This window comes from Leptolyngbya boryana PCC 6306, assembly GCF_000353285.1.
GTDB classification, from domain to species: domain Bacteria; phylum Cyanobacteriota; class Cyanobacteriia; order Leptolyngbyales; family Leptolyngbyaceae; genus Leptolyngbya; species Leptolyngbya boryana.
This window is the reverse complement of record NZ_KB731324.1, coordinates 2076652-2100672: the sequence shown is the minus strand read 5'-3', so window position 1 is coordinate 2100672 and position 24021 is coordinate 2076652. Positions and strand designations below refer to the sequence as shown.

Genomic DNA, 24021 nt, shown 5'->3' with positions numbered 1-24021 from the left:
TGCTGATGCTATCAGTTCAGGAAGCAGAAAAGCTTATTTTTGATGCGGTTCAGGTGATTCAGGATGTGGAGGTCGTGAAATTAGAGGACGGTGGCGATAGCTTTGCTGTACGGATACGCGATCGCATTCTGGCAGCGTCGATCAGTAGTCAGCTCGACTTTCCCCACTGGGACAACTCCGCAATGGATGGCTATGCTGTGCGATTCGAGGATGTGAAAACGCCTGTAACGCTTGACATCATTGAAGAAATTCCGGCAGGCTCTCCCCCTCAAAAAACGATTCAATCAGGACAAGCTGCAAGAATTCTCACTGGATCGATGCTCCCTCAAGGGGCAGATACGATCGTTATGCAAGAAAATACGACTCGACAAGGCGATCGAGTTTCGATTTTGACGCCACCCCGCGATCGCGGGGCTTTCGTTCGCTATCAAGGAACATATTGCAAAGCGGGAGATCCATTACTGTCGCCTGGATTGGTTCTCAAAGCACCTGAAATCGCGATTCTTGCTGCGGCTCAATGTCTTGAGGTTCCGGTATTTCGCCGTCCCCGCGTGGCAATTCTTTCGACGGGGAGCGAATTAGTTTTGCCGAATCAACCGCTGCAACCTGGGCAAATTGTTGACTCGAATCAATACGGATTAGAAGCGCTGGTGGCTGAACTGGGCGCGCAAGTGATTTCGCTTGGGATTGTTCAAGACGATCCCAAAGTCTTAGAAGATGCGATCGCTCATGCAATCGAGTCGGCTGATGTCGTGATCTCTTCAGGCGGGGTTTCTGTGGGAGATTACGATTATGTCGATCGCATTTTAGAAAAATTGGGTGCAACAATTCAGGTCAGAGCGATCGCAATCAAGCCGGGTAAACCGCTGACTTTTGCAACATTTCCGAATGCGGCTCTCTACTTTGGACTTCCGGGTAATCCGGCTTCCGCATTCGTCACGTTTTGGCGATTTGCAAAACCTGCAATTCAAAAATTATCAGGATTGGCGCAGGGATGGGAGCCGAAATTTCTCACGGCAACGACAACTCATGATTTGAAATCCGATGGTAAGCGAGAACTGTATTTGTGGGGATCTGTATCGATCGAACAAGGTGGATTTCAATTCACACCTGCTGGAGGCAGCCGATTATCCGGGAATCTGATTCATTTAGCAGGAACGAATGCGCTAGGTGTGATGGCAATTGGGGAAACTGCGATCAATGCTGGCGAAGCGGTCAAATTTCTTTTGATTTGAACATCTGATTTGATTACCAAACAGCAAAGAAGCCGGAGTTTTACTAAAACCCCGACTTCTGACTCTGCAAAATATGGAATTATTGCGGTTTTCTTCTAGAACGTAGAAACTCAGGAATATCTAAACCACCACTTCCAGGCTTTTGGGGTTCAGCCGCAGGCTGTACAGGATTCGGACTGACCGCAGGCGCACTAATCGATCGCGGTTTTGCGGGAGCTGCTGCCCCTTTACCCACAGCTTGAGGCTGTGCTTCTTGCGTAAATCCGGTGGCAATCACGGTAATCCGCACTTCGCCTTGTAAGCGATCGTCGATCACCGCGCCAAAAATAATGTTCGCATTCGGATCAACCGCTTCATAGATGATGTCGGCTGCGGCACTCACTTCATGCAGGGTCAAGTCTGAACCGCCTGTAATGTTGAAGACGACTCCTCTTGCACCATCGATCGACGCTTCTAACAGCGGTGAAGAAATCGCCGCCACTGCTGCTTCTCTCGCTCTCGATTTGCCAGATCCGATCCCGATGCCCATCAAAGCTGATCCTGCATCTGCCATCACGGCGCGCACATCTGCAAAGTCAACGTTGACCAAGCCAGGGATCGTAATGATGTCGGAAATGCCTTGAACCCCTTGCCGCAAAATATCATCCGCAGTTCGGAATGCTTCTTGTACAGGCGTTTGCTCGGAAATTACTGTCAATAGCTTGTCGTTTGGAATGATAATCAGCGTATCGACTCGGCTTGCAAGCGCTGAAACCCCGTCTTCTGCTTGCCCGGTTCGGCGACGACCTTCAAACGTAAACGGACGAGTCACGACTCCAACGGTCAAAGCTCCTAATTCTTTTGCAACTTCAGCCACGATCGGTGCTGCCCCTGTGCCTGTGCCGCCGCCCATGCCTGCTGTGATAAAGACGAGATCCGCATTTTCTAAAGCTGCTGCAATCTCATCACGGGATTCTTCGGCTGCTTTTTGACCGATCGCAGGATTACCCCCTGCACCTAAGCCACGGGTCAACTTTTGACCCACTTGCAACCGTTTCAAGGCGGTCGATTGAGCAAGAGCTTGAGCATCGGTATTAATTGACCAGAATTCAACGCCTGAGACATTGCTGGCAATCATTCGATTGACCGCGTTACTGCCACCGCCACCAACGCCAATTACCTTAATCTTTGCAACACTTCCTGGCACGATATCCCCACTCCTTCCATCTTCAGGAACCGCCTTTAAACCGGCATTATTTTGGGCATGGTACAGACCCGAATTAAAAGGATTCGAGCTATCTGGACTCGAAAAATTATTCGGCTGACCTTCCACATTCGAGCTTACGTAGCCTTGCTCTTGCGGGTGATTCAGCGTCATTGGGTTGGAATTCGACTCATTATGATTAAGCGTCATTGGGATTACAAGCGGTGGAGATGAACAGAGAGAAGTCTAAAAAACGACTGAACTCGATTAGCACATTAGCTTAGCAGGACTCGCGGCAACTGGAATGGAAATTTTTCCACACTTTTTGCTCTATGGAGTACTTAATTTTACCGGAGTTTTCGTCGCATTCATTTGCACAGTGGGAGAATTCGGGTTTCTTAGGTCGATCGACAGAATTTGACCCGAACTGACGCGGTTGGGCAGTCGCCGCATCTGATCCAATACTTTTAACTGCGTCGGAAATTTAGAGCCATAGACACCAAACTGTACCGCACCCAGTTCTGTTTTGAGAATTAAATTTGTCGGATCTTCCCAGTTTGCTTCAAGCACTTTTACAGGACTTTGGCGCAGAGTGCGATAAAACTCTGACCAGTCTGATCGATATTGCTCTGGATCACCCACGATTTTCAGAGGGGGAAGTTGCAGATTGGGATTTAAGGCTTTGTAATTGTCTTGCGAAATCCACATACCTGTTTCGTCTAACAATCCGGGCTGAGCGGTTTTGGAGATCGTTTGGGCGATCGGAATGCGCTCTTGCACTCGGACGGTCAAACTCGGTGGCATCAATTGTCGATCGACAGTCGCTTCAGCGATGGGAGCTTTTTCTTTTAAAGCATCTGAAATCGCTTGTGGCTGAACCTTTAAGAGCGATTGCGGGTAGGCGATCGGTAACAGATTACGAATTGTCTGCTCAGAGATAAATCGATTGCCTTTGATTGTAACCTGCTCTGGTTTGCGAATCACCCATTCTGGTAAAGTTGCAACCCAAACTGCGCCAATGGCAAGCGATGCGATCGCAATATTGCGCCAACTGGTTTGAAAAAATCGAGTCCGACGTTGACGACGCAAGGTTTTGCGACGCTGGGAAAGTTCGATGCGAGACACGGGGGCGATGCTTGTCATGGAGTGCGTGAGGCAACAAGAGCGGACTGAAACTGAATGAAGCCATTCTGACAGGACTGGGGATGGAACTCAAGGTTTAAATGGTCAAACCTGGTGTCCTTTCCGGTCTTGGGTTTCAGAGGTTTACTTTAATCGATTTCCTTGAAAGTGCAAGGTTTTTTAGTGAAGAGAGTGGGGAGTGGGGAGTAGGGAGTGGGGACTGGGTTAGCTTGGGGTTTCTTGTAGTAGGGTGGCGACTCTTTCTCCGAAATCTGGATCGACGTTGGCGAGGCTTAAAAGTTGCAAATATTCTTGACGGGTTAGTCCGGCTTTTTCAATGATGGCGATCGCGTCGGCTTCGATGTCTTGCTGGATTCTGACGGATTCTGAATCGGTTTCTGCGGCTTGTAGTTCTCCTTCTCGGCGCTCAATTAAGGCAACGACTTGTAGACACGCTTGCACGAACTGATTTAACTTCTCAGATGGGATCGTATCTGCATTGATCCCCGGACTAGCAACTGCATCGGATACGATCGAGATTTCGGCAGGTTCTGTGGCTGCCCAAAGTGCGCTAGGGTTAGCTAGAACGCAGAAACATACGACTGCAATCGCTAACATCACTCTAATTATTCGGATCATTTTTGAGATGTCAGATTTGAAAGACGAACTAAAAGACGCGATCGATGAAGCTCAATGGGAATGGTTGATCCCGCACGCCGATCGCGATGCTGTCATTATTGTCTCGAAATCGCTCGATTTGGTAGAAGTTGGCTACGCGATCGCCAATGATCAAGCGAGTTCTGTCAATCAATGGATTCAAGATAGCTTGCTCTACAAGCCGTCGATCGAGCAAAAAATCGTTTGGGATAGCGATCAAACGAAACGATTCAAAGCCCTTATTCTTCAGCCTTATGTTCTGGTTCAGGAACTAGCTGCTTAATCTCTGTAGGAAGTTCAAACTTCGGCATCGAAAACCCTGCTCCGGTTTTTCCAGTTGCAACCCATAACACGGCTCGCCCCCCGTCTCGAACTGCTTTACTCATCGGTTCTTCTGTCTGAGTAGACGGGATCGAGATGGGCTGAATATTGATCCCACGGCTGCCTAACACGATTTCTCCAATCACCTGTGCTCGTCGCATATGGTAATCGGATGTAATCAGATAGACACTGCGAACATTTTGTTGGCGTAGACGATCGACGACCGACGTGAAGTTCGTGACCGTATCGACCGCTTGATAATCTAAATTTAAACGCTCTAAATCAACTCCCGCTTTGCGAAAAACGCGTTCCGCATAATCGCGAGGCGCACCAGATGAAATCCAAACTGGTAAATCGGGATGCGATTTCGCAAATTGGGCACTAAAAAGCTCTCGATCCTCTGAGCCACCTAGCACCAGAATTGCGTCGGGCTTCTCAAAGTGTAATCTCAGCGATCGCACTCCCATCCACAGAAAAAAAGGTGTAAGTAGGAGCAACAAAGGAAACGAGCGCTTTCGTCTTCGAGCGGACTGATGAAATTGATTCGGCGAAACGGCTCTCAAGCGCACGATGCCACCCCTACGGATTGAAAAAACTCAAGCTTAACCTATCAGAGAGTTTGGCTTTTCTCAAGCGATTACTGACCGCGCGGACGTTCTTGAGCAGCTTGTTCGGACTGAGCTTGAGCGATCGCGGCTTGAATCCGAGGCAACGCAAAGAATTTCTGCGTATCTGCTAATAACTTTTCACCCCAAAGATTATCCTTGAGAAATTTCATCTCGCCGTATCTTGCATCGGTTTTCAGCGCGGCTTCAGCTAGGGTCGTTGCTTCGGTTTGATTGCCTTTGCGGAAAAGCGCAACTGCGATCGCTAATTGCGGCTCGGTGGTCGTTTTGGGATCTAGCGCGACCGATTGCCGCCACAGCTTGATTGCCTCGTCGATTTTGCCTTCTTCGTACCGAATCAAACCAATATTGTTGATCGCTGGCCAAAACTGCTTCTCTTGTGCGATCGCTTTTTCGTAACTCGCGATCGCCTCTCGATTTTTCTTCAACATCAGATAGGCATTGCCCATATCGAAGTAAGCCCCTGGCACATTCGGCTTAAGTTTCAGCCCTGCCTGAATATGCTTGATCGATTCTTCGTATTGCTGCTTCTGAAAATATGCAGTTCCCAACGCAAACGGGATCGCGGCATTGCGGGGATCAAGCGCTGCCGCCTGATTCAAAGCGGGGATCGCTTGCTCTGCTTGGTTTGTCTCTAAATACAATCCACCCAAAACCGCCCAAGCTTCGGGTCGCTTCGGAGCCAATTGAACTGCTAATCTCGCTCGTGCTAGCGCCAGTTGATTCTGATTGAACTGCGCCAACTGCGACGCTTCCTGAACTAAGCCAAGACCTTGCTGTTCAAGTTTTTCAAAATCAACTTGAGGAGCATGGGGGATCAGAGCTTGAGCGAAAGCGGGTTGGGCTGTCCACAACCCTAAGATCAAGCAGGCTGAGAAGAGAGAGACACGTTTGGGCACAACAAAGCCTTTGAAAAACGACGAGAGATGAAACTTTCCGTTAGCTTAATCGATCTTACTGAGTTTGGGACGCTGGAATCGAGAAAGAAGTTCGTTTTCAAGGGGCTAGCGCTCAGGGAATATCGGCGCGATTATTAAATTTGAACTCTACATCTTGAACTTTTCCGAAAGTAAGGGTAAATTACACGCTACATCTAGCGTCACTAAATTCTCCATCGTTTGAGGAATCCTTTCATGGTTCAATCGATTACCCTTCCTAAAATGAATGATTCAATTTCTACGGTTCCTGAGATTGATCCGCTCAACGATGGCAAAAGCCGGATTGCGCTCTTGTCACATATGGGCAGCGATCTCGATGTGGTCAATGATGCGAGAGCGAGTTTTGACAAACTCTCAACCGAACTCGATGAAAAAGATATCAAACTGATTCGCTACTTGATTCAGCATCATCACACGTCTCCTTTCCGAGGCGTTGTGTTCAAATTCAAAGTCAAAGCCCCGCTGTTTGTTGCGCGCCAATGGTGGAAGCATGTGATCGCAAGTAGCCATAACGATGAGCAAGTCGGCTGGAATGAAAAGAGTTTTCGCTATGTCGCGATCGAGGATTCTGAAGATTTCTACATTCCGCAATCGTTTCGCCAACAGTCAAAGAGCAACCGCCAAGCGACCTTTGGCGAAATTCCTGAAGATAATAACGAAAAGGCGTTGGCAATCTATCAGGCACAATGCGAAGCCAGCTACAAAGCTTACAAAGACCTGCTTGAGCTAGGAGTCGGACGGGAACAGGCAAGAGGTGTATTGGTTCCAAGCGTTTATACGTCTTGGGTTTGGACAGCTTCTTTGCAAACCGTCTTGCACTTTATTGGATTACGCAAAGGCGAAGGTGCACAGCAAGAAATCCATACTTATGCCAGTGCGATCGAGCAGTTAATCCAGCCGATCGTTCCGCAAACGATCGCAGCTTGGGAGGAATTAAATCGATCGTTTTAACGGGTTTTTGGGATTGAAAAAGAACTTCTAAGCTGGAATTTCTAGCTTGAAGTTCTTTTTTCTTTGAGAAATCGACGGAAATCGCTTCGATCGCGCAGTAAGATTTTATGGACTCTTTTTAAAATCACTCAGATCAAAGAGGGACGTGCAGGAAGGCGGAACATGAACATCATCGAATTATTTCAGAAAGGCGGCGTGACGATGCTCCCGCTGTTTGTTCTTTCAATCTTGTCCCTAGGAGCCATTATTGAGCGATCGTGGTTTTGGTTTAACGTCCTCAATAAAGAGAAAGAAGTTGCGGGAAGAATTCTCGAAACCTCCCGGCGAGATTGGGAATCTGCAGTTGAAATTGCACGTCAATCTTATGATCAACCGATCGGACGGTTCTTATATGCCCCGATGCGGCTGAAAAATCCAGATCCTGAACTCTTCCGTCTCGCCCTAGAATCCTCTGCGGATGAAGAAATCGCCTCTATGCGTCGTGGCGACAAAATTTTAGAAGCCGTGATCGCGCTTTCTCCGTTGCTGGGTCTACTTGGGACAGTTATCGGTCTAATTTTGTCACTGCGATCGATCCGGATTGGTGATATTGGAACCGCTTCAACGGCTGGCGTAACAACTGGGATTGGTGAAGCGCTCATCAGTACTGCAACCGGGCTAGTTGTCGCAATTTTTAGCCTTGCGTTCTATCGCATTTTTCAGGGTCTTATTTTCAACCAAGCAAAGATTTTCCGCCGGACAGGCAACGATTTAGAATTGCTGTACCGTCAGAAATGGCAGATTACTCACGATCAAGCTTTGCCTCCCAACGATTTATAGACCCTTCTTGTCAGCGTTATGAAAATCAATCTTGACTCTCCCGCCGATGAAGCTCAGATCCAGATCATTCCGCTGATCGACGTGATCTTTTGTATTTTGACGTTCTTTATCCTTGCTGCATTGCAATTAACTCGTCAGCAAGGCATCGGATTAGAACTTCCGAAAGCTGAGACGAGCAGTGTTTTGATGAGTGAAATGTTGATCATTGGCATCGATTCTAATGGTCAAACCTATCTGTCGAATCAAGGGCAGAGACAACTCATCGATCGCACTCAACTCTTTCAACTCGTGCAGTCTTATCACCAACAACAGCCCGAAGGTCTACTGGTTCTCGAAGCCTCTCAAACGGCTTTTTATAACGATGTGATTCAAGTCTTAGATGTGATGCGCTCAGTCGCTGCTGATCGTGTTGCCCTCTCCACTGCACCTAACAATCAGCCTGGACAACAGCCGCAACCGGGTCAATCTCCTTTCCCGGGTTCTTCTCCCCAACTGACCCCTGCTCCCCAACTGATTCCAAATCCAACAGATTCTCTTCCTACCTCTCCCGGTACAAATCCGACGCTGACTCCTGGAGCACCTGTACAACCTGCACCCGGAAATACGATTCCTCAGCCGACCGTTCCCGGAAGTTCCTTATCCCCAAATAGTACTGCTCCTCAAACTGCTCCAGGGACTGTCGCGCCTCAAACGCCCTAATCAATCCTGAGTGAGAATCTTGGCTTGTGCTTCAGCACTGCGCTAAAATCAGCTTCTCGTCATTCTGGCTTAGATATGTCTGATACGCTCAACGCCGAACAGCATCGCCTCAAGATGCAGCGCCGCAAGGAAGTTCAAGACCAGCGCATAGCAGATCGCACGCGTGAAAAAGGACTGATTATCGTCAACACAGGCAACGGCAAAGGTAAAACAACAGCGGCTTTGGGCATGGTTTTACGATCGCTGGGGCATGGCTATAAAGTCGCGATCATACAATTCATCAAAGGAGCCTGGGAACCTGCTGAAAAAGCAGCCTTTGCACCTTGGGGCGATCAAATCGAATTTCACGCAATGGGAGAAGGGTTTACTTGGGAAACTCAAGATCGCGATCGTGATATTCTCCACGCGACAGCCGCTTGGGAAAAAGCACGTTCATTTATCCAAAACCCTGAGTTTCGCTTAGTTCTACTTGATGAAGTGAATATTGCTCTCAAGCTTGGCTATCTAGAAGTTGAAACTGTCCTCGCAGGATTAGATCAAAAGCCAGAAGATTCCCATGTCATTTTGACCGGACGAGGTGCTCCAAATGCGTTGCTCGATCGAGCGGATCTCGTCACTGAAATGACTCTCGTAAAACATCCCTTCCGAGAACAAGGGATTAAAGCACAGCCCGGCATCGAATTCTAAATTGCAATTTACTGCACTTAGACTCGCACCGCAGATTGGTTGAAAGACTGCGATGCGATTTTTTATGAAAATCCGTCAGTATTTATTCTGTAGCTATTCCGGTTCTATATGTATAAATTCTTCTAAGCAATTGTTTTGCTCTGTTGAGTTCGGCTGAGTTGATCGCGTCCATATCAAAAGCTTCTGCCTTTCCCAAACCAGGGAACACTATAGCAGAAGTCAGTAACAATTCAGCCTAAAACCAACCCACTATGTCTTCTCCACAACTGATTCAAAATCCTCTGATTCCTTCGGCACTGGACGGTTCTCTCAGCCCTGGCAACAGAACAGATACCTTTCAGATTGATCTACGTTCTTTTAGCAGCAGTTCGGCTCGCCTCTCCCTAACGAACCTGTCTGATGATGTCAATCTCAAAGTGCTCCGAAACAGCACGGTTCTTGCATCTTCTGAAAACACTGGTAAGCTGTCCGAATCGATTCTGCTGGGTTCCCAGCAAAATCTCCTTGCGCCTGATCTTTATACGATCGAAGTCACCTTGGCTGAAGGAACGAGCAACGCGACCTACACCCTGAATGTTCTTGCCAAAGCTGAAGCAGACCTCAGTAACATCTGGTGGCGCAATTCTGCTGCTGCCCAAGCCGCAATTTGGCGTATGAACGGCATCAATATTGCTGGCACAGAGCTTTACAGTCAGCTTCCAGCAGAATGGGAAATCCAAGGCGTTGAAGACTTGGATGGAGATGGAGAAGATGATTTGCTTTGGCGCAACATGAAATCTGGTGATGTTGCGTACTGGTTGTTTAAGGATGGGCAACGCGTTTCGACGGGAATCTCTTTTGGTGCGCCGATTCCCCTAGATTGGAAAATTGTTGCTGTAAAAGATCTAGATGGTGACCTCAATGCGGATTTGGTTTGGCATAATCCTCAAGCTGGACTGATTGGGCTATGGACGCTCAAAGCTGGGGCATTAATCAGCTCGAGTACGATTAATGTGGGTGCAAGTTGGCAGCCTCTTGCACCTGCTTATCTGGATGCGGACACCAAAGCTGACTTTGTTCTGCGCAATTCAGTGGGAGGGCAGATTGCGTTCTGGAAGCTGAATGGAACTGTGATTGAAGAAGGCACGATCGTTAACACAGGCCCGACTTGGATTCCTCAGTTCTATGGGGATTTCAACGGAGATCTGCAGGACGATATTCTACTGCGCGACACGAACAGTGGCGCGATCGCGTTCTGGCAAATGGATGGTGTCACCATCAAAAATTCTTGGCTGACCGGTGCGATCAGCCAGGAATGGCAAATTGAATCGATTGGCAATTTTGATGGAACTGCCAATGGAGGCAATGCAGATCTGCTCTGGCGCAATCGTAGAACCGGCGAGATGGGCATCTGGTTGTTTAACTCACAAGGGACTGGGTTTACCAAGCAAGCAGGAATTACCTTAAATGGCGCTGCCTTCAACAAAGGTGCAGACTGGACAATCGCAGGCGTGGGCGATTTTAACAATGATGGCAAAGCAGACATTCTTTATCGCAATGAGCAGCAAGGACTTGTCGAAGTGCTGCTGATGGATGGAACCACTATCATTGACATCCAATCCTATAGTGGAATTGGTGCGGGTTGGAAAGTGCGCGGAATTATGGAGCGCAATGTCTCCTCGGAACCATTCGACATTAGCGATCGCACTTCAGCCGGTGGATTTGCCAGTGCGCTTGCCTTTGATATGGGAACGCTTGAAGGGCGCGGTACGTACAAAAATGATGTGCGATCGGGCTTTGATGACTACTTCAAATTCACAACCCCTGTGAAATCGAATATTCGATTGGAGTTGTTCAACAGTCCGTCCGTACAGTTTGCACTCTTCCCGATTCTGTCAGACGGCACCTTAGGATCTGCACTGACCTATAGCAAGGACATGGCGCTTGAGCTTGGTTCCTATGCGGTTCGCGTGTTCACGACCACAGGTACACCAACCAATTACGAATTGAGAGTGTTTGGGCAACCCGAGTCTACTGATATTGCGACCGCAGGCTTGACGACAACGGTTAGCACGGTGAATCTCAATCCGTCTGGACAAAACCAAACGCCGAACGTGATTACCGCAACGTTCAAGGTGAAGAACAATAGTTCAATGGCAATCAGCGACATTGAAGTGGGCTTTGTCATCTCGCGTGATGGTGTGATTGATCTGGATACGGGCACAACGGATACTCGTTTGGAATTTTTGGGTTCAACGGCTCCAGATAAGACAATTCTCAAGATCGCAACTCCGTTAGACCCAGGCGAAGAACGAGAATTTCAGAATATTCAACTGCTGCTGCCGAATACTGACTCTTCTTTCTGGTTTGTGGACGGTGAATATACGATCGGTTTAGTCGTCGATCCAAACAATCGTCTGACTGAGACTAATGAAAGGAATAACTTCAATGGTGCTTTGGGAACCGATCGAGTGACACTTGAGATTCTTGACACAGACACAATTGCTATCGTCGGTTCACAAATGACTCTGATCTCAAATCCATCGACCTTCGCACCCGATGGAATTGTGACAGTGGAATTCACGCTCCAAAATCAGGGCAACCGATCATCCCCCAACGGTGTCGGTATCCCAATCCAGTTTCTCTTGTCAACTGATACTGTAATTACTCAACAGGGTGCAGAGGGTGGCGATCGCACTGCAATGGTGGTGGAGGATTCAGATCTGTTCTCCTCCTACATAGTGAGCCGTCCTCTCGATCCGAATAATCCGGTTCCAGTGCCTGCTTTGGGTGGCAAGAATGGTGCGGGTGGAGTCTCGAATACCTTCACCTTTATGGTTGACCTGAAACTGCCGTCCGCAGACTGGAGTGGATGGACTGATGGATCGACGACCTTCTACCTTGCGTCTTGGATTGATCCGCTGAACAACAGCGTTCCATTAGACGATCCCCTCGACAACAAACTCAACCCTGAAACGGCGGAAGACACCCTAGGTAAGAACTACCTCAAGTTCACGCTCTCCTAGTCTGCGCAAGAACTGAGTTAAGACAGGAATGCTGCAAAGGCATTCCTGTTTTTTTATTCTTCTTGGGCGATCGCTGGGATCGTACATTGCATCGAAATATCGTTTGTTTTGGGGAACGACTCTAAGAGTTGAGCAAATAACTTAGTGTCAAAGCTGCGCGGGTCGAGACGTTGGCGCGATCGATCCACCAATCGATGCGTCGTAATCCGGTTATTCGGAACCCCTGTTTTTGCAACTAGCCATGCCAATGATTGATACTGAGCACGCGTATATCCGCTATGGCGTGATCCATTTCCCCGACCATCAGGTGGTGTGACTAACGAAATGTGATAGGCGAAGTTATTGACTGAAGGGGGAAATACCGGATTTGTTTTAACCGCTTCATCGCCTTTTGTACCGTTGAAAATCGAGTTGCCAGCCCCAAAAGCGCGTCGCTCAGGCGGAACTAAATAGACAACATTGCCATTTTCCCGAATCAGGGCGTGATAGCTGACTTGGTCATCATCTCTCGGATGCGGGGTTTGAAAATAATTAATCGCAGAACTGCCTGAACCCACTGTTTCGTGCAGAACCACGATCGGTTCATTGTCTACAGGGCGACCGAATAAATCTTGGGTGAATCGTCGTCCAAAGTTAGAAGGATGGGCGAGTGCAACTTCTTCTCTGGGACGATAAGTAGAATCAGCGTCTGGAGACTCTTGTCGGAAACGAGTCAAAGGGACTGTGCCTCGAATTGCAGGCAGATTTCTCAGTTTATTTTTGTTCGGGTTTGGTTTAACTGCGCAAGCACTGGATAAGAGGTCAGTTGTATCGGCAATGGGTTGACGCTGTGCGATCAATTGCAATGGCGAATTCCGGATTTGAATGCCGTCTAGCCAGGATGCTTGACCGGCTTGCATCGCAATTAAGAAACCGGATAGTCCAATAATCGCGATCGCAAATGCTTGAAAGAACCTCTTCATGCCTAAAAAATTACTGTATGTAAGAAATACTGCGTGCTGTTGAACAAGATAGAGTTTTTCTGAATTTAGTTCCAGAGAAAAGTCTATTGTGGTAAGCGCAATTTAATATACCTTGCCGTCTTGCACTTGCGGAGAAAAATTAGCGACCTTCGAGTTGGGCGACTTTTGCTTCGAGTGCTTCGATGCGATCGCGCGATTCAATCACCAAGGTGGCAAGCCGATCAAACTGAGCATCTGTAAACTTCGTTGGGCGTTGCGGGGGCAGGGCGTTTCTCGGAGCAGGCACTGAAACTCCTGGACTCGCACGAAGAGCAGAGAGTTGGCTTAATTGCGAGCGAATGCCCGCTAATTCTGATTCAACTCGGGCAAGTCGTGATTCGACGAGTCCAACTTGTGCCTGAGCGGGGAAAAAAGTTTGAAGGGTAAGCAGCATTAGCGCAATGCTGCTAAGGATTACGAGCAGCCTTTTCATTCTGAATCAATGCTCAATCTTTAACTTGATTAAACGTGGATCAGCAAGAGCCTGTCATCACGCTTGTGGTAGAACGCGATTGCAGCAAGGCTTGAAATCTCAAATCTTTCTGCAGTCTCGCAAAGACGCGATCGTTGGCGGCAATTTCTCGATAGCCTGGAGCGAGCGCAATCGCCCGTCTTAAGTGCTCTAGTGCCCATTCTGAATTGTTTTGCATCGCATAGCAGCACGCTTCGTGGTAAAAAGCTTCTGCATCATCGGGTTCAATGCCGAGCGCTTTGTCATAGCTGGCGATGGCTTCTTCGTATCGTCCAGCACTTTGTAGGGCTGAGCCAAGTGAGATCCAGCCTTGAGAATCGTAAGGCTCGATCATCAGGGCGCGAATGTAACTGCCGATCGCTTCATCATGCCGGTGAATGCTATCGAGAATCGTGCCGCGATATTGCCACACCTTAGGATGATTCAGATGCAGCATCAAAGCATGGTCGAGGCTTTGAATGGCTTCTTCGGGTTGCTTGAGTTCCCAGAAAATCAAAGCGCGGAGCACCCAGAGTTTGAAGTTTTGCGGATCGATCGATAACGCCTGCTCGATAAAGCTGAGTGCGGTTGTCAATTGTCCCAATTTGCGCAGCACGATCGCTTGATTGAATAAAGCTGACATTTCACCCGGCTGAATCTGAAGGGCTGCGTCAAAGCTCGATCGAGCTTGCTTGAATTCGCCCATTGAGCCAAGAATCATGCCCCGCATACACCAAGGCTGGAAACGGTCTGGAGTCAACGCGATCGCTGTATTGATGCTGGTGAGCGCTTGAGGGTAAAGATCGAGTTTCCACAATCCATAGGCGCGGAAATTCCATAACTGCACATCGTTCGGCTCGAATTTGATGGCTTGATCGACGCGGTTGATTGCATCTTCGTAATTGCCCAATTTGCCGAGAATCTGCGCCTGGTAGCCCCATGCCTTGTAGTAATCGGGCTGGAGATTGACCGTTTTCTCTAAGCTGCGGAGTGCTTCTGCATACCGACCTAAATACGCTAAGGCTTTGCCTTTTTGATACCAGGACTTGAGGTGGGTCGGATCAAGCTCAATCGCTCGATCATAATAAGCAATCGCTCGATCGTAGTGCTTCAGTTTTGCCAGTGCTCGTCCGCAGTTGTACCAGACTTTCGGATCAGCTGGATTGAGTTGCAGGGCAGTCTCGTAATTCGTAATGGCAGCTTCGTAGCGCTTCAATTTGCCCAGAATATAGCCGCGATAGTGTAGAGTATCAGGATCGTTTGAATTCGCCTGATCCAGGCAGGCGATCGCGGCTTCGTGCCAGCCGTTTTGGCTCAGCGCGATCGCACGTCCCAACCAACCTTGAGACGGATTGAATGTTGTATCACAGCTAATACTTGTCATAGCACCTCCAGATTTCACTGCATTCCCGGTTCAGTGAGTTCGTTGTCGTTTGATTACGTTGAAGGTGATGCAACCCAATTGTGGGGAGATTCAACCGAACCCTGCAAGATTCAGACAAACCTAAGCGTGATCGCTGATTTGTTGCTCGAATTCTCGACGAGGTGACACGTAATGTATCACCTACTTCCGTAATTTCGCTTAGATATCCGGGTAGCGTCAATTAAGTTCACAGAGTTTTCATGCAGGCGAGGGGAACACGAATTCCTGACTAACGATTGATTTGGATCATTGAAGGGTTTCATCATGTCTCCCAATGACTCTTGATTGCTAGTCTTAATATTGTGTTACATAATGGGTAAAGGAAGAAATAAAAAGTGCTTATGTTTGGCGGATTTACTGGCTTTAAGCCCCCTTCCAATCAAACCGATTTTGGAGAGCAGATGCTCAATTCAGTGCTGAGTCAGTCCATTCGTCATCTATTTACAGAGAGCGAGAATGTGGATGTCTCGCTCAAATGTTTTCCATCGAGTAAGTTGCTGCAAGGGAGCATTGACAGCTTCAAAATGAGCGGTCGCGGGCTTTTGATCCGTCGCGAATTTTGGGTCGAGGAGATGTGGTTTGAAACAGATGCAGTTTCGATCGATTTTGGCTCGGTATTGTCTGGGAAAATTCGGTTGAAGCAGGCAGCGCAGGCTGTGGCGAAGGTAATATTGACTGAAGCTGGAATCAACAAAGCATTTCAATCCGAATTGGTGAAACCCCGGATGGAAAATATTACAGAGTCTTCTCTGATGGATTTATCGGGTGGGGAACCTGTTGCTTTTTCTGATGTTGAGCTGAAATTATTGCCGGAGAATCAGATTCGGATTTTAGCAAAGGCGAGTTTGCCGAATGGTATTGTGCCAATTTCTTTGACAGCGACGATTGGAATCGAACGTCGTCGTCGCATTTTGTTTCAAAATCCGCAATTTTCGGCAGAGGGAATTCCTGAAGCCCAGCGTGGAGTTTCAGAGTTGTTGACGAATGCGTTTGCTCAGATTTTGAACAATATGGTGGATCTCGATCGATTTAATTTGGATGGGGTAACGATGCGGTTGAATCGACTCGATACGGAGGGCGATAAGCTGATTTTTAGTGGATATGCGGAAGTGACGCATTTTCCACGGCAGGGGTAAGTTTTTCGAGTAGGCGATTGATTCATTTCGCCTCAAGCCTGACGGGTTAAATTTGTATGTAAACGCGAACTGCAATAAAGGCGGATGATCCGAGGATCATCCGCCTTTAATCGGTGTATCTATTTTTCCTAACTGCTGACGTTCGCGGTGGGGATAGATTGGCGGTATTCTTCAACAATCTTGCGGAATTGGTCGCCTTCGATCGTTTCTTGCTCTAACAAGACATCGACTAAGCGATCGACTAAAGGACGATTTTCACTCACTAAGCGCCGCGCTTCCGCATAGCAGAACTTCGCGATTTCACGGACTTTGGTATCAATTTGGCTTGCCAATTCTTCGGAGTATTCTGATCGAGGCATCAAATTCCGTCCTAAGAACACTTCATCGCCCATGCTTTCAAAGGCAACTGAACCGAGATCAGACATTCCGAAAATTGTCACCATTTGGCGGGCAATTTGTGTGACTTTGCCGATATCGCTTGCGGCTCCCGTATCGATCGCATCTTCGCCATATACTTCTGCTTCAACGGCGCGACCGCCTAAGATTACCTTAATGCGATCGAGCATCCAGGCACGGGTGTAAAGCCCACTATCGATCGTTTCTTCGTTTGGAATAGTTTGAGAGAACCCTTCAATTCCGCCTGCGCGTGGAATGATCGTGACTTTGTTCAAGGGGTCAGCATTCTCTAAAATCGTGGTCAGCAGGGCATGACCGATTTCGTGATATGCCGTCATGCGCTTGCGGTTCGAGTCGAGTAAGGGATTTTTGGACAGCCCAATCGACACTCGGTCGATCGCGTCGTCAATCTCTAGCATCGTCACCGCGTCTTTGCGCCGACGTGCCGTGAGAATCGCAGCCTCATTCAACAGGTTCGCCAATTCTGCGCCGGAGAATCCAGGCGTTTGCCGAGCAATTTTTTCGAGATCCACTTCGTCGGCTAATTTCTTATTGCGGGCGTGAACTTCAAGAATTTTCAGGCGACCTTTACGATCAGGTAAATCGACGCTAATTTGTCGATCGAATCGTCCCGGACGAAGTAATGCAGAATCCAAAACATCTGGACGGTTTGTTGCCGCAATAATAATGATACCTGCGTTGCCTTCAAACCCGTCCATTTCAGTCAGCAACTGATTCAAGGTTTGCTCGCGCTCATCATTGCCGCCGCCAATTCCAGCTCCGCGTTGTCGTCCAACTGCATCAATTTCATCGATAAAGACGATGCAAGGAGCATTCTCTTTTGCTTTTTTGAACAGGTCACGAACCCGGGAAGCGCCGACACCGACAAACATTTCGACGAATTCTGAACCCGAGATCGAGAAGAATGGCACTCCGGCTTCTCCTGCGATCGCTTTTGCCAGTAAGGTTTTGCCAGTTCCAGGTGATCCCACTAGGAGAACGCCTTTGGGAATTCGTGCGCCTACTGCGGTAAAGCGTTCTGGCTTCTTCAGAAATGTCACGACTTCTTGAAGTTCTTCTTTGGCTTCTTCAATGCCCGCCACATCATCGAACATCACACCAGTTTTGGCTTCCATCTGGAACCTGGCACGAGACTTACCAAAATTCATGGCTTGTCCGGGACCGCCGGGTGAGTTGCTCGATCGTCGTAAAATTAGCAGCAACCCAGCAATGAGCAGCATAAATAGCAGCAGGTTCGCAATCAAACCCACCAAAATACTATTGTCTGTGGTGGGTTTCGATTCAAACGTAACTTTGTTTTTGCGGAGACGATCGATCAGTTCTGGATTTCGCTCTAGCAATTGCACTTCGATATCGGGTTCACTCTGCTTCTTGCCTTGAAGCCGAACTCTTGCAACATTCTGCGTTTCGTCGATTTCGACCCGCTCGACTTCTCCGGCATCGATTTTTTTTAGCAATCCAGTGTAGCTGAGAGATTCGCGGGCTTGAGCCATTGCGGGGACACTCATCAGGACACTTTGCAGGAGCATCCAGCCGACGATCGCGGATTTAGCCGCTTTCGATTTGGCTTTTGTCAGACGGAGTGAGAGCGCGAATTGACGAGAACCTTTGATCATGGGATTGCCTTATGCCTGGTGGAACGCGAAAGGGGCAGATCGCCCGTAAAGGGACGGTAACAATAATCTGTCCCTAGTCTAGCCTTCTCAATAGAGTTTGGACACTTGCGCGGCTCGAGTTTCTGAAGGACGGGTTTCGGGTGTATATTTGACAATTTTTAGGCAGTTGCGCTGACCTTGGCGATTGTAGCTGACTTCATCGGCGAGTCGGCGTAATAAAAACCAGCCGTATCCTCCTTCTTGAAGAGTTCCAGGCTGGGGTTCACGGATATTATTGGGATCAAAAGGTTGTCCCCAGTCCCAGATTTCAATCTCCATGCGATCGTCATGCAGCGCAACCTGAATATCAATTTGGGTTTCGTTGGATAAACCGGAATGAGCGTGCCGAACGGCGTTGGTAAAGCCTTCTGCAAGAGCGAGATTGAGACGGTGAAGCTGATTTTCCCGTCGTGGAAAGTGAGGATCGTGTTGAAACCAGAATCTCTCGAACCATTTCTGGACGTGGTTCAACACTGTAAGGTTACTACTAACCGACAGATGATCTTGCTGAAACATGCTCCGATTCGTCCACTCGATCGCGCGTCTGGGTGTGTAATGTTCAGTTCCTAACTTTAACTATGATACGTGTCTTTTCTCTGTCAATTCGTTGGATTTTCTACGAATGAGCCAGTGAGATTGCACACTTTTTGATACATAGAACAGGCGATGTCTATAGAGCTTTATCAACAAATCTTATTGAATTCAAGTGCTTCGCGCTGCAATTGTAGCAGTTCTTTGATCCCCTTCTCGGCAAGGTTAACAATCTGATCCAATTGTTGTCGGGTGAAACTGCCTTGCTCTGCGGTTCCTTGAATTTCGATGATTTCCAGCGCATCATTCATCACCACATTACAATCCACATCTGCGCTTACGTCCTCCGGATAGTTGAGGTCAAGAAAGGCTTCGCCTTCGAGTAAGCCGACGGAAACGGCTGCGACTTGATGGCGAATGGGAGACTGGTCGAGTTCTCCGCATTGGATTAATGTGGCAATTGCGTCATGCAGTGCGACAAATGCGCCTGTAATAGAAGCAGTGCGAGTTCCAGCATCGGCTTGTAGGACATCGGCATCGATCGTCAGGGTGCGTTCTCCTAAGGCTTGCATGTCGAGAACCGAGCGCAAACTGCGTCCGATCAGGCGTTGAATTTCTTGGGTGCGACCAGAGAGTTTGAGAAATTCGCGATCTTGGCGATCGGGGGTGGCTCCAGGTAACATGCGATATTCTGCGGTGAGCCAGCCTTGTCCTTTGCCTTCGAGGAAGCGGGGGACTTTAGGTTTGATGCTGACGGTGCAGAGAACTTGGGTGTCGCCACAGTGGGTGAGAACGGAGCCTGCCGAAAATTTGGTGAATCGGCGATCGAATCGGGTGGGACGGAGTTGATCGGATTGCCGACCATCTGGACGCTGCCAGGACATGAAAATTCCTCAAATCTGTGATTTAGCATACCGTCTGGGGCGGGATTTGTTGGATTTCCCGGATTGTTTTCAGATTTGGAATTGCTAGGTGTCAAATTTCAACGCAACATCTGATACCACAGACTTTATAGAAAAAAACGGGCAATATCGCAGTGAAACTCAGGCAGGAGAGGGGATGTGAGTTGATCACCCACAACTAATGTGGCAACCAAAGTGAGTTGGGCATTGTTGCGGCGATAGATTTCTAAGCGTTGAGAGATGCGATCGACAATCCAATATTCCAGAACGCCTTGAGTCGAATAAAGCTTGAGTTTGGCAGAGCGATCGCGATCTTCATTCACTCTCCCAGGAGATAAGACTTCGACAACTAACTCTGGTGCGCCTTGGTAATGCCCAGCGTCGTCAACGATTTGAGTATATCGTTGCTGACTTGTCCAGGTGACATCTGGAGAAACATTGTCGGAATCTGAAAAGATCAGCCCTGGCATGATTGAAGCTTGTCCAAGTCCAGTTTCAACTGACCATTGATCGAGAACAGCAAAAATGCGTCCGGTTACTTGCTGGTGTTTATGGTGAGGAGATCTCGTCACAAACAATTCTCCATCAATGATTTCATAGCGAATCCACTCGTTGTCAGGCAAAGCTTCAATATCGCGAATCGTCCAACGAAAATTGTTTGTCGTCTGACTCATGAGTGAATTCCTCAAGGGCTGATCTCAATCCTAAACTAATGAGGAAACATGCGCTCTGAAGCCTGCTTTTTCTAAAGCATCGACGGTTGCAGCTTCATCTTGGACGCGGAATTGGGAGCCGAAACGGACGATTTGATTTTTTACAGGTGTACCTACGATCGCAATCACTGGAATTTTGGCTTTGTCTCGATCGCCTTGCTGCTGCAAAACAGTCTTTAAGCGATGACGTTCCATTGCATCGTCTGCAACTTTTGCATCGAGTTCGACCATCACCATGCGAACATCTTGAATCGGCTCTGCATCGTCAACAATGAATTGATATTGATCTTCGTCGCGCTTGTCGATTTTGCCCCAAACCATTAAGCGTGCATCGGGTTCGATCAAGCTACCAATTCGCTCAAAAGCTTTCGGGAAGACAACCGCTTCCGATCGACCTGTGAGGTCTTCGATTTGAATCACTGCCATTGCATCACCTTTTTTGGTAGTGACTCGTTTGACAGCCGTGATCATAATGATGGCGCTGACCGTTGAACCTTCTCGACAGGTTTGAATGTTGCCGAGACTGATTGGGGCGAGGACTTTTGCTGCGTCTTGCAATTGTTTGAGCGGATGATCGGAGATGTAGAAGCCGAGGACTTCTTTTTCGAGTCGGAGCTTTTCTTGAGAGGGGTAGTCTTCAACTGTTGGAGCTTTTGGAGCCGTTTCAAAGCTGCCTTGCTGAGTGGTTGCACCTAAGAGATCGAAGAGGCTGCCTTGTCCGCTGGCGCGATCGCGTGCTCTCGACTGTGCCCAATCCATCACGAGTTCCAGATCGCTTGCGAGTTGATGGCGATTGGGATTGATTGAATCGAGTGCGCCGCAGTGGATTAAGGCTTCTAAGGCGCGTTTGTTGATTGCACGAGAATCAACGCGATCGCATAAATCGGCTAATGATTTGAACTTGCCATCTTGGTTGCGGGCTTCGAGAATTGCTTCGATCGCGCCCATACCGACGTTGCGCACGGCAGAAAGTCCAAAGAGAATCGCATCCCCGATCGGGGTAAAGTCGATACCCGATCGATTGATATCAGGCGGAAGAACTTTGATACCCAAACTTAGACAAGTCGCAATGTAGCGCTGAACTTTATCTTGCTCTCCACTGTTGATTGTCAGGATCGCTGCCATGTACTCAACAGGATAGTTCGCTTTGAGATAAGCCGTTTGGAAGGTGACATATCCATATGCCATTGAGTGAGATTTATTAAAGCAATATTCGGCGAACAACACCATTTGCTCGAATAGTTCTTCGGCAACTTTGGCAGATACACCGCGCTCTTGTGCACCTTTGACAAACATGGCTTGGTGCTTTTCCATCTCAGATTTTTTCTTTTTCCCCATCGCTCGACGCAGCAGATCTGCCTGACCGAGCGAATACCCCGCCATGTCTTGAGCAATTTTCATGATCTGCTCTTGGAAGACCATAATGCCGTAAGTTTCTTTCAGGATTGGGGTGAGAATTTCGTGGGCATAGTCGATTTTCTCGCGCCCGTGTTTGCGGTTGATGAATTTGGGAATGAGCTTTGCATCCAGTGGCCCCGGACGATAGAGCGCGAGTACAGAAGAAATATCATCAATTCCGTCCGGTTTGAGTTCACGCACGATTTGGCGCATACCAGACGATTCAAGCTGGAAGATCCCTTCGAGTTCACCTCTTGCGAGGAGCTTGTAGACTTCTGGATCGTCGAGCGGCAAGGTGTCGAGATCGAGTTTGATGTTGCGGCTTTGTTCGATTAAGTCGATCGTTTTTTCGATCATCGTGAGGTTCTTTAACCCCAGGAAGTCCATTTTTAACAAACCCAGTTGTTCAATGTCTTCCATGGCGTATTGGGTCACAACACCGCCATCTTTCGTCATTTCTAAGGGCACAATTTCATCTAATGGATCAGCCGCAATCACGACCCCTGCGGCATGAACTCCGGTTGCTTTGTTTGTCCCTTCGATGCGGATTGCCATATCTAACCAACGCCGATAAGTGATCGGTGGATTGGTGTTAGGAATGACTTGATCTTGTTGGTACTTTTGACTGAATTCTTTCGAGGGGGTTTCTTCGGGAGAAACCATCTTTTTGAGCTTTGTGGATTTTCCACGAAAAACGGGGATTTGCTTTGCCATGCGATCGGCTTCGCTCAGCGGAATGTTCAACACGCGGGCAACATCTCGCAAAATGGCTTTTGAGTTCATGCGGTTGTACGTGATGATCTGTGCAACCCGTTCTGTGCCGTATTTTTCGGTGACGTATTGAATCACTTCACCCCGCCGCTCAATACAGAAATCTGTATCTACGTCTGGCATCGATTTCCGTTCTGGATTCAGGAATCGCTCGAAGAGTAGACCGTGATGAACGGGGTCAATGTTGGTAATTCCCAATGCATAAGCGACGAGTGAACCTGCTGCGGAACCTCGACCCGGCCCGACTGGAATCTTATTGTCTCTCGCGTATTTGATGTAGTCCCAAACGACTAAAAAGTAAGTGGAGAAGCCCATCTGCTTCAGCATGTTCAGCTCGTAGACGAGGCGGTCTTGATACTCTTGACTGATTTCTTCGCGTGAGTTGAGCTTTTGCCGCTGAACTAAAGACTCCCAAGTAATTTTTTCAATGTATGTGTCGGCTGTGTAGCCTTCTGGAATCGGGTAATTCGGAATTCGCGCTTCGCCGCCGAGCAGTTTGTATTCTTCAACTTTGTCTGCAACTTCTACGGTATTGGCGATCGCTGTTTCAATGATGTCTTGCGGCAAATGGTCGCGAAAGAGCGATCGCATTTCATCCGCTGATTTTAAATACTCAGTTCCGGTATATCTCAGTCGTTTATCTTCGGAAATTAGCTTTCCGGTTTGGATACATAACAATGCATCGTGAGCTTCCACGTCATAGCAAGACACATAGTGAGAATCATTCGTTGCAACGAGTTTGATGTCTAGCTCTTTTGCAATTTGGACAATCTCAGGGTTAACAATTCGTTCTTCTAGTAACCCGTGATCTTGAATTTCGAGATAGTAATCGTCTCCGAATAGCTCTTTGTACCAAGTCGCAATCCGCCGAGCAATTTCAGGCTTCCCTTGTAGAATCGCTTGCGGAACTTCGCCACCCAAGCAAGCACTCGTCACAATCAAACCTTCGTGATATTCGGCAAGCAGATCTTTGTTGATGCAAGGACGCGAGAAGATGCCTTTTCCTTGAACGCCTTTGAGGTGCGAAATCGTGGTGAGTTTAACTAAGTTCTTATAGCCTTGAGTATTTTTAGCAAGGACAACTTGATGATATTTGGGGCGGCGTTCTTGCTTCGTAATGTCGCCGTTGATGACATACATCTCATTGCCAATGATTGGCTTAACATTTTTACCTTGGCAGGTTTTAATGAGTTCGATCGCGCCATACATCACCCCGTGATCGGTTAATGCGATCGCAGGCATTTCGAGTTCAACGGCTCGATCGACCAGTTTGTCTAATTGTCCAGCTCCATCGAGCAAACTGTAATCGCTGTGAATGTGCAGACCGACGAAAGACATAATTCACTCAACCCACGCGAAGGAATGAGTCTTAGCGTAACC

General features: G+C 48.1%; 21 protein-coding genes. 8 read left to right on the top strand and 13 right to left on the bottom strand.

Annotated elements, in window-relative coordinates; all coding sequences use genetic code 11:
* The first annotated feature begins 5 nt into the window (after positions 1 to 5).
* Positions 6 to 1235: a molybdopterin molybdotransferase MoeA gene (locus LEPBO_RS0110620; RefSeq protein WP_026148546.1), complete on the top strand. Its 1230-nt coding sequence runs from the start codon at positions 6 to 8 to the stop codon at positions 1233 to 1235.
* A 79-nt stretch (positions 1236 to 1314) separates the two neighbouring features.
* Here the strand turns inward: LEPBO_RS0110620 and ftsZ are convergent, their stop codons facing one another.
* From ftsZ to LEPBO_RS0110605, 3 genes are all read right to left on the bottom strand, one after another.
* The gene (gene ftsZ / locus LEPBO_RS0110615) at positions 1315 to 2628 is read right to left on the bottom strand and encodes a cell division protein FtsZ (RefSeq protein ID WP_239741313.1); all 1314 of its coding nucleotides are present in this window, start codon (positions 2626 to 2628) and stop codon (positions 1315 to 1317) included.
* 120 nt (positions 2629 to 2748) lie between these two features.
* On the bottom strand, positions 2749 to 3561 hold the full coding sequence (locus LEPBO_RS0110610) for a cell division protein FtsQ/DivIB (protein WP_017287542.1): 813 nt from the start codon (positions 3559 to 3561) through the stop codon (positions 2749 to 2751).
* 204 nt (positions 3562 to 3765) lie between these two features.
* Positions 3766 to 4158: a DUF4168 domain-containing protein gene (locus LEPBO_RS0110605; protein ID WP_017287541.1), complete on the bottom strand. Its 393-nt coding sequence runs from the start codon at positions 4156 to 4158 to the stop codon at positions 3766 to 3768.
* A gap of 28 nt (positions 4159 to 4186) precedes the next feature.
* On the opposite strand from LEPBO_RS0110605, the gene LEPBO_RS0110600 reads away from it, so the two are divergent.
* Positions 4187 to 4480 (top strand): DUF2288 domain-containing protein, encoded by a 294-nt coding sequence (locus LEPBO_RS0110600; protein ID WP_017287540.1) that lies wholly within the window; start codon positions 4187 to 4189, stop codon positions 4478 to 4480.
* Here LEPBO_RS0110600 and LEPBO_RS0110595 read toward each other — a convergent pair.
* Positions 4437 to 5018: a YdcF family protein gene (locus tag LEPBO_RS0110595; protein ID WP_239741311.1), complete on the bottom strand. Its 582-nt coding sequence runs from the start codon at positions 5016 to 5018 to the stop codon at positions 4437 to 4439. The two genes, LEPBO_RS0110600 and LEPBO_RS0110595, sit on opposite strands and share 44 nt — an antisense overlap.
* Positions 5019 to 5155: 137 nt before the next feature.
* Positions 5156 to 6043 (bottom strand): tetratricopeptide repeat protein, encoded by an 888-nt coding sequence (locus LEPBO_RS0110590; protein ID WP_017287538.1) that lies wholly within the window; start codon positions 6041 to 6043, stop codon positions 5156 to 5158.
* Positions 6044 to 6277: 234 nt separating this feature from the next.
* On the opposite strand from LEPBO_RS0110590, the gene thyX reads away from it, so the two are divergent.
* From thyX to LEPBO_RS0110565, 5 genes are all read left to right on the top strand, one after another.
* The gene (gene thyX / locus LEPBO_RS0110585; protein ID WP_017287537.1) at positions 6278 to 7033 is read left to right on the top strand and encodes an FAD-dependent thymidylate synthase; all 756 of its coding nucleotides are present in this window, start codon (positions 6278 to 6280) and stop codon (positions 7031 to 7033) included.
* A 162-nt stretch (positions 7034 to 7195) separates the two neighbouring features.
* The gene (locus LEPBO_RS0110580) at positions 7196 to 7852 is read left to right on the top strand and encodes a MotA/TolQ/ExbB proton channel family protein (RefSeq protein WP_017287536.1); all 657 of its coding nucleotides are present in this window, start codon (positions 7196 to 7198) and stop codon (positions 7850 to 7852) included.
* An 18-nt stretch (positions 7853 to 7870) separates the two neighbouring features.
* Positions 7871 to 8551, top strand: a complete 681-nt coding sequence (locus tag LEPBO_RS36745; RefSeq protein WP_017287535.1) for an ExbD/TolR family protein — start codon at positions 7871 to 7873, stop codon at positions 8549 to 8551.
* 75 nt (positions 8552 to 8626) lie between these two features.
* Positions 8627 to 9238 carry a cob(I)yrinic acid a,c-diamide adenosyltransferase gene (gene cobO / locus LEPBO_RS0110570; protein WP_017287534.1) on the top strand — a complete coding sequence of 204 codons (612 nt, stop codon included), beginning with the start codon at positions 8627 to 8629 and terminating at the stop codon, positions 9236 to 9238.
* Positions 9239 to 9489: 251 nt separating this feature from the next.
* Positions 9490 to 12243, top strand: a complete 2754-nt coding sequence (locus LEPBO_RS0110565) for a CARDB domain-containing protein (RefSeq protein ID WP_017287533.1) — start codon at positions 9490 to 9492, stop codon at positions 12241 to 12243.
* A gap of 53 nt (positions 12244 to 12296) precedes the next feature.
* Here the strand turns inward: LEPBO_RS0110565 and LEPBO_RS36740 are convergent, their stop codons facing one another.
* The 3 genes from LEPBO_RS36740 to LEPBO_RS36735 all read right to left on the bottom strand — a co-directional run bounded on the left by LEPBO_RS36740 (position 12297) and on the right by LEPBO_RS36735 (position 15079).
* Positions 12297 to 13205 (bottom strand): peptidoglycan recognition protein family protein, encoded by a 909-nt coding sequence (locus LEPBO_RS36740; RefSeq protein WP_017287532.1) that lies wholly within the window; start codon positions 13203 to 13205, stop codon positions 12297 to 12299.
* 139 nt (positions 13206 to 13344) lie between these two features.
* Positions 13345 to 13638: a hypothetical protein gene (locus LEPBO_RS0110555; RefSeq protein WP_017287531.1), complete on the bottom strand. Its 294-nt coding sequence runs from the start codon at positions 13636 to 13638 to the stop codon at positions 13345 to 13347.
* A gap of 79 nt (positions 13639 to 13717) precedes the next feature.
* Positions 13718 to 15079: a tetratricopeptide repeat protein gene (locus LEPBO_RS36735; protein ID WP_017287530.1), complete on the bottom strand. Its 1362-nt coding sequence runs from the start codon at positions 15077 to 15079 to the stop codon at positions 13718 to 13720.
* 380 nt (positions 15080 to 15459) lie between these two features.
* Between LEPBO_RS36735 and LEPBO_RS0110545 the strand changes: the two genes are divergently transcribed.
* Positions 15460 to 16254 (top strand): LmeA family phospholipid-binding protein, encoded by a 795-nt coding sequence (locus LEPBO_RS0110545; RefSeq protein ID WP_017287529.1) that lies wholly within the window; start codon positions 15460 to 15462, stop codon positions 16252 to 16254.
* Between the two features lie 128 nt (positions 16255 to 16382).
* Here the strand turns inward: LEPBO_RS0110545 and ftsH are convergent, their stop codons facing one another.
* The 5 genes from ftsH to LEPBO_RS0110520 form a co-directional block, all read right to left on the bottom strand.
* On the bottom strand, positions 16383 to 18287 hold the full coding sequence (gene ftsH, locus LEPBO_RS0110540) for an ATP-dependent zinc metalloprotease FtsH (RefSeq protein WP_017287528.1): 1905 nt from the start codon (positions 18285 to 18287) through the stop codon (positions 16383 to 16385).
* Positions 18288 to 18374: 87 nt separating this feature from the next.
* The gene (locus tag LEPBO_RS36730; RefSeq protein WP_017287527.1) at positions 18375 to 18842 is read right to left on the bottom strand and encodes an ATP-binding protein; all 468 of its coding nucleotides are present in this window, start codon (positions 18840 to 18842) and stop codon (positions 18375 to 18377) included.
* 167 nt (positions 18843 to 19009) lie between these two features.
* The gene (gene rph / locus LEPBO_RS0110530; protein WP_017287526.1) at positions 19010 to 19741 is read right to left on the bottom strand and encodes a ribonuclease PH; all 732 of its coding nucleotides are present in this window, start codon (positions 19739 to 19741) and stop codon (positions 19010 to 19012) included.
* Between the two features lie 125 nt (positions 19742 to 19866).
* A complete protein-coding gene (locus LEPBO_RS0110525; RefSeq protein ID WP_017287525.1) occupies positions 19867 to 20433 on the bottom strand; it encodes a Uma2 family endonuclease in 567 nt (188 codons plus the stop codon).
* Positions 20434 to 20463: 30 nt separating this feature from the next.
* On the bottom strand, positions 20464 to 23979 hold the full coding sequence (locus tag LEPBO_RS0110520; protein ID WP_017287524.1) for a DNA polymerase III subunit alpha: 3516 nt from the start codon (positions 23977 to 23979) through the stop codon (positions 20464 to 20466).
* Between the last annotated feature and the right edge of the window lie 42 nt (positions 23980 to 24021).

What these genes read in the sequence shown, in the direction of transcription:
- LEPBO_RS0110620 (WP_026148546.1), top strand. Translation starts at nt 6, where the DNA reads ATGCTATCAGTTCAGGAAGCAGAAAAGCTTATTTTTGATGCGGTTCAG.
- ftsZ (WP_239741313.1), bottom strand. Translation starts at nt 2,628, where the DNA reads ATGACGCTTAATCATAATGAGTCGAATTCCAACCCAATGACGCTGAAT.
- LEPBO_RS0110610 (WP_017287542.1), bottom strand. Translation starts at nt 3,561, where the DNA reads ATGACAAGCATCGCCCCCGTGTCTCGCATCGAACTTTCCCAGCGTCGC.
- LEPBO_RS0110605 (WP_017287541.1), bottom strand. Translation starts at nt 4,158, where the DNA reads ATGTTAGCGATTGCAGTCGTATGTTTCTGCGTTCTAGCTAACCCTAGC.
- LEPBO_RS0110600 (WP_017287540.1), top strand. Translation starts at nt 4,187, where the DNA reads ATGTCAGATTTGAAAGACGAACTAAAAGACGCGATCGATGAAGCTCAA.
- thyX (WP_017287537.1), top strand. Translation starts at nt 6,278, where the DNA reads ATGGTTCAATCGATTACCCTTCCTAAAATGAATGATTCAATTTCTACG.
- LEPBO_RS0110580 (WP_017287536.1), top strand. Translation starts at nt 7,196, where the DNA reads ATGAACATCATCGAATTATTTCAGAAAGGCGGCGTGACGATGCTCCCG.
- LEPBO_RS36745 (WP_017287535.1), top strand. Translation starts at nt 7,871, where the DNA reads ATGAAAATCAATCTTGACTCTCCCGCCGATGAAGCTCAGATCCAGATC.
- cobO (WP_017287534.1), top strand. Translation starts at nt 8,627, where the DNA reads ATGTCTGATACGCTCAACGCCGAACAGCATCGCCTCAAGATGCAGCGC.
- LEPBO_RS0110565 (WP_017287533.1), top strand. Translation starts at nt 9,490, where the DNA reads ATGTCTTCTCCACAACTGATTCAAAATCCTCTGATTCCTTCGGCACTG.
- LEPBO_RS36740 (WP_017287532.1), bottom strand. Translation starts at nt 13,205, where the DNA reads ATGAAGAGGTTCTTTCAAGCATTTGCGATCGCGATTATTGGACTATCC.
- LEPBO_RS0110555 (WP_017287531.1), bottom strand. Translation starts at nt 13,638, where the DNA reads ATGCTGCTTACCCTTCAAACTTTTTTCCCCGCTCAGGCACAAGTTGGA.
- LEPBO_RS36735 (WP_017287530.1), bottom strand. Translation starts at nt 15,079, where the DNA reads ATGACAAGTATTAGCTGTGATACAACATTCAATCCGTCTCAAGGTTGG.
- LEPBO_RS0110545 (WP_017287529.1), top strand. Translation starts at nt 15,460, where the DNA reads ATGTTTGGCGGATTTACTGGCTTTAAGCCCCCTTCCAATCAAACCGAT.
- ftsH (WP_017287528.1), bottom strand. Translation starts at nt 18,287, where the DNA reads ATGATCAAAGGTTCTCGTCAATTCGCGCTCTCACTCCGTCTGACAAAA.
- LEPBO_RS36730 (WP_017287527.1), bottom strand. Translation starts at nt 18,842, where the DNA reads ATGTTTCAGCAAGATCATCTGTCGGTTAGTAGTAACCTTACAGTGTTG.
- rph (WP_017287526.1), bottom strand. Translation starts at nt 19,741, where the DNA reads ATGTCCTGGCAGCGTCCAGATGGTCGGCAATCCGATCAACTCCGTCCC.
- LEPBO_RS0110525 (WP_017287525.1), bottom strand. Translation starts at nt 20,433, where the DNA reads ATGAGTCAGACGACAAACAATTTTCGTTGGACGATTCGCGATATTGAA.
- LEPBO_RS0110520 (WP_017287524.1), bottom strand. Translation starts at nt 23,979, where the DNA reads ATGTCTTTCGTCGGTCTGCACATTCACAGCGATTACAGTTTGCTCGAT.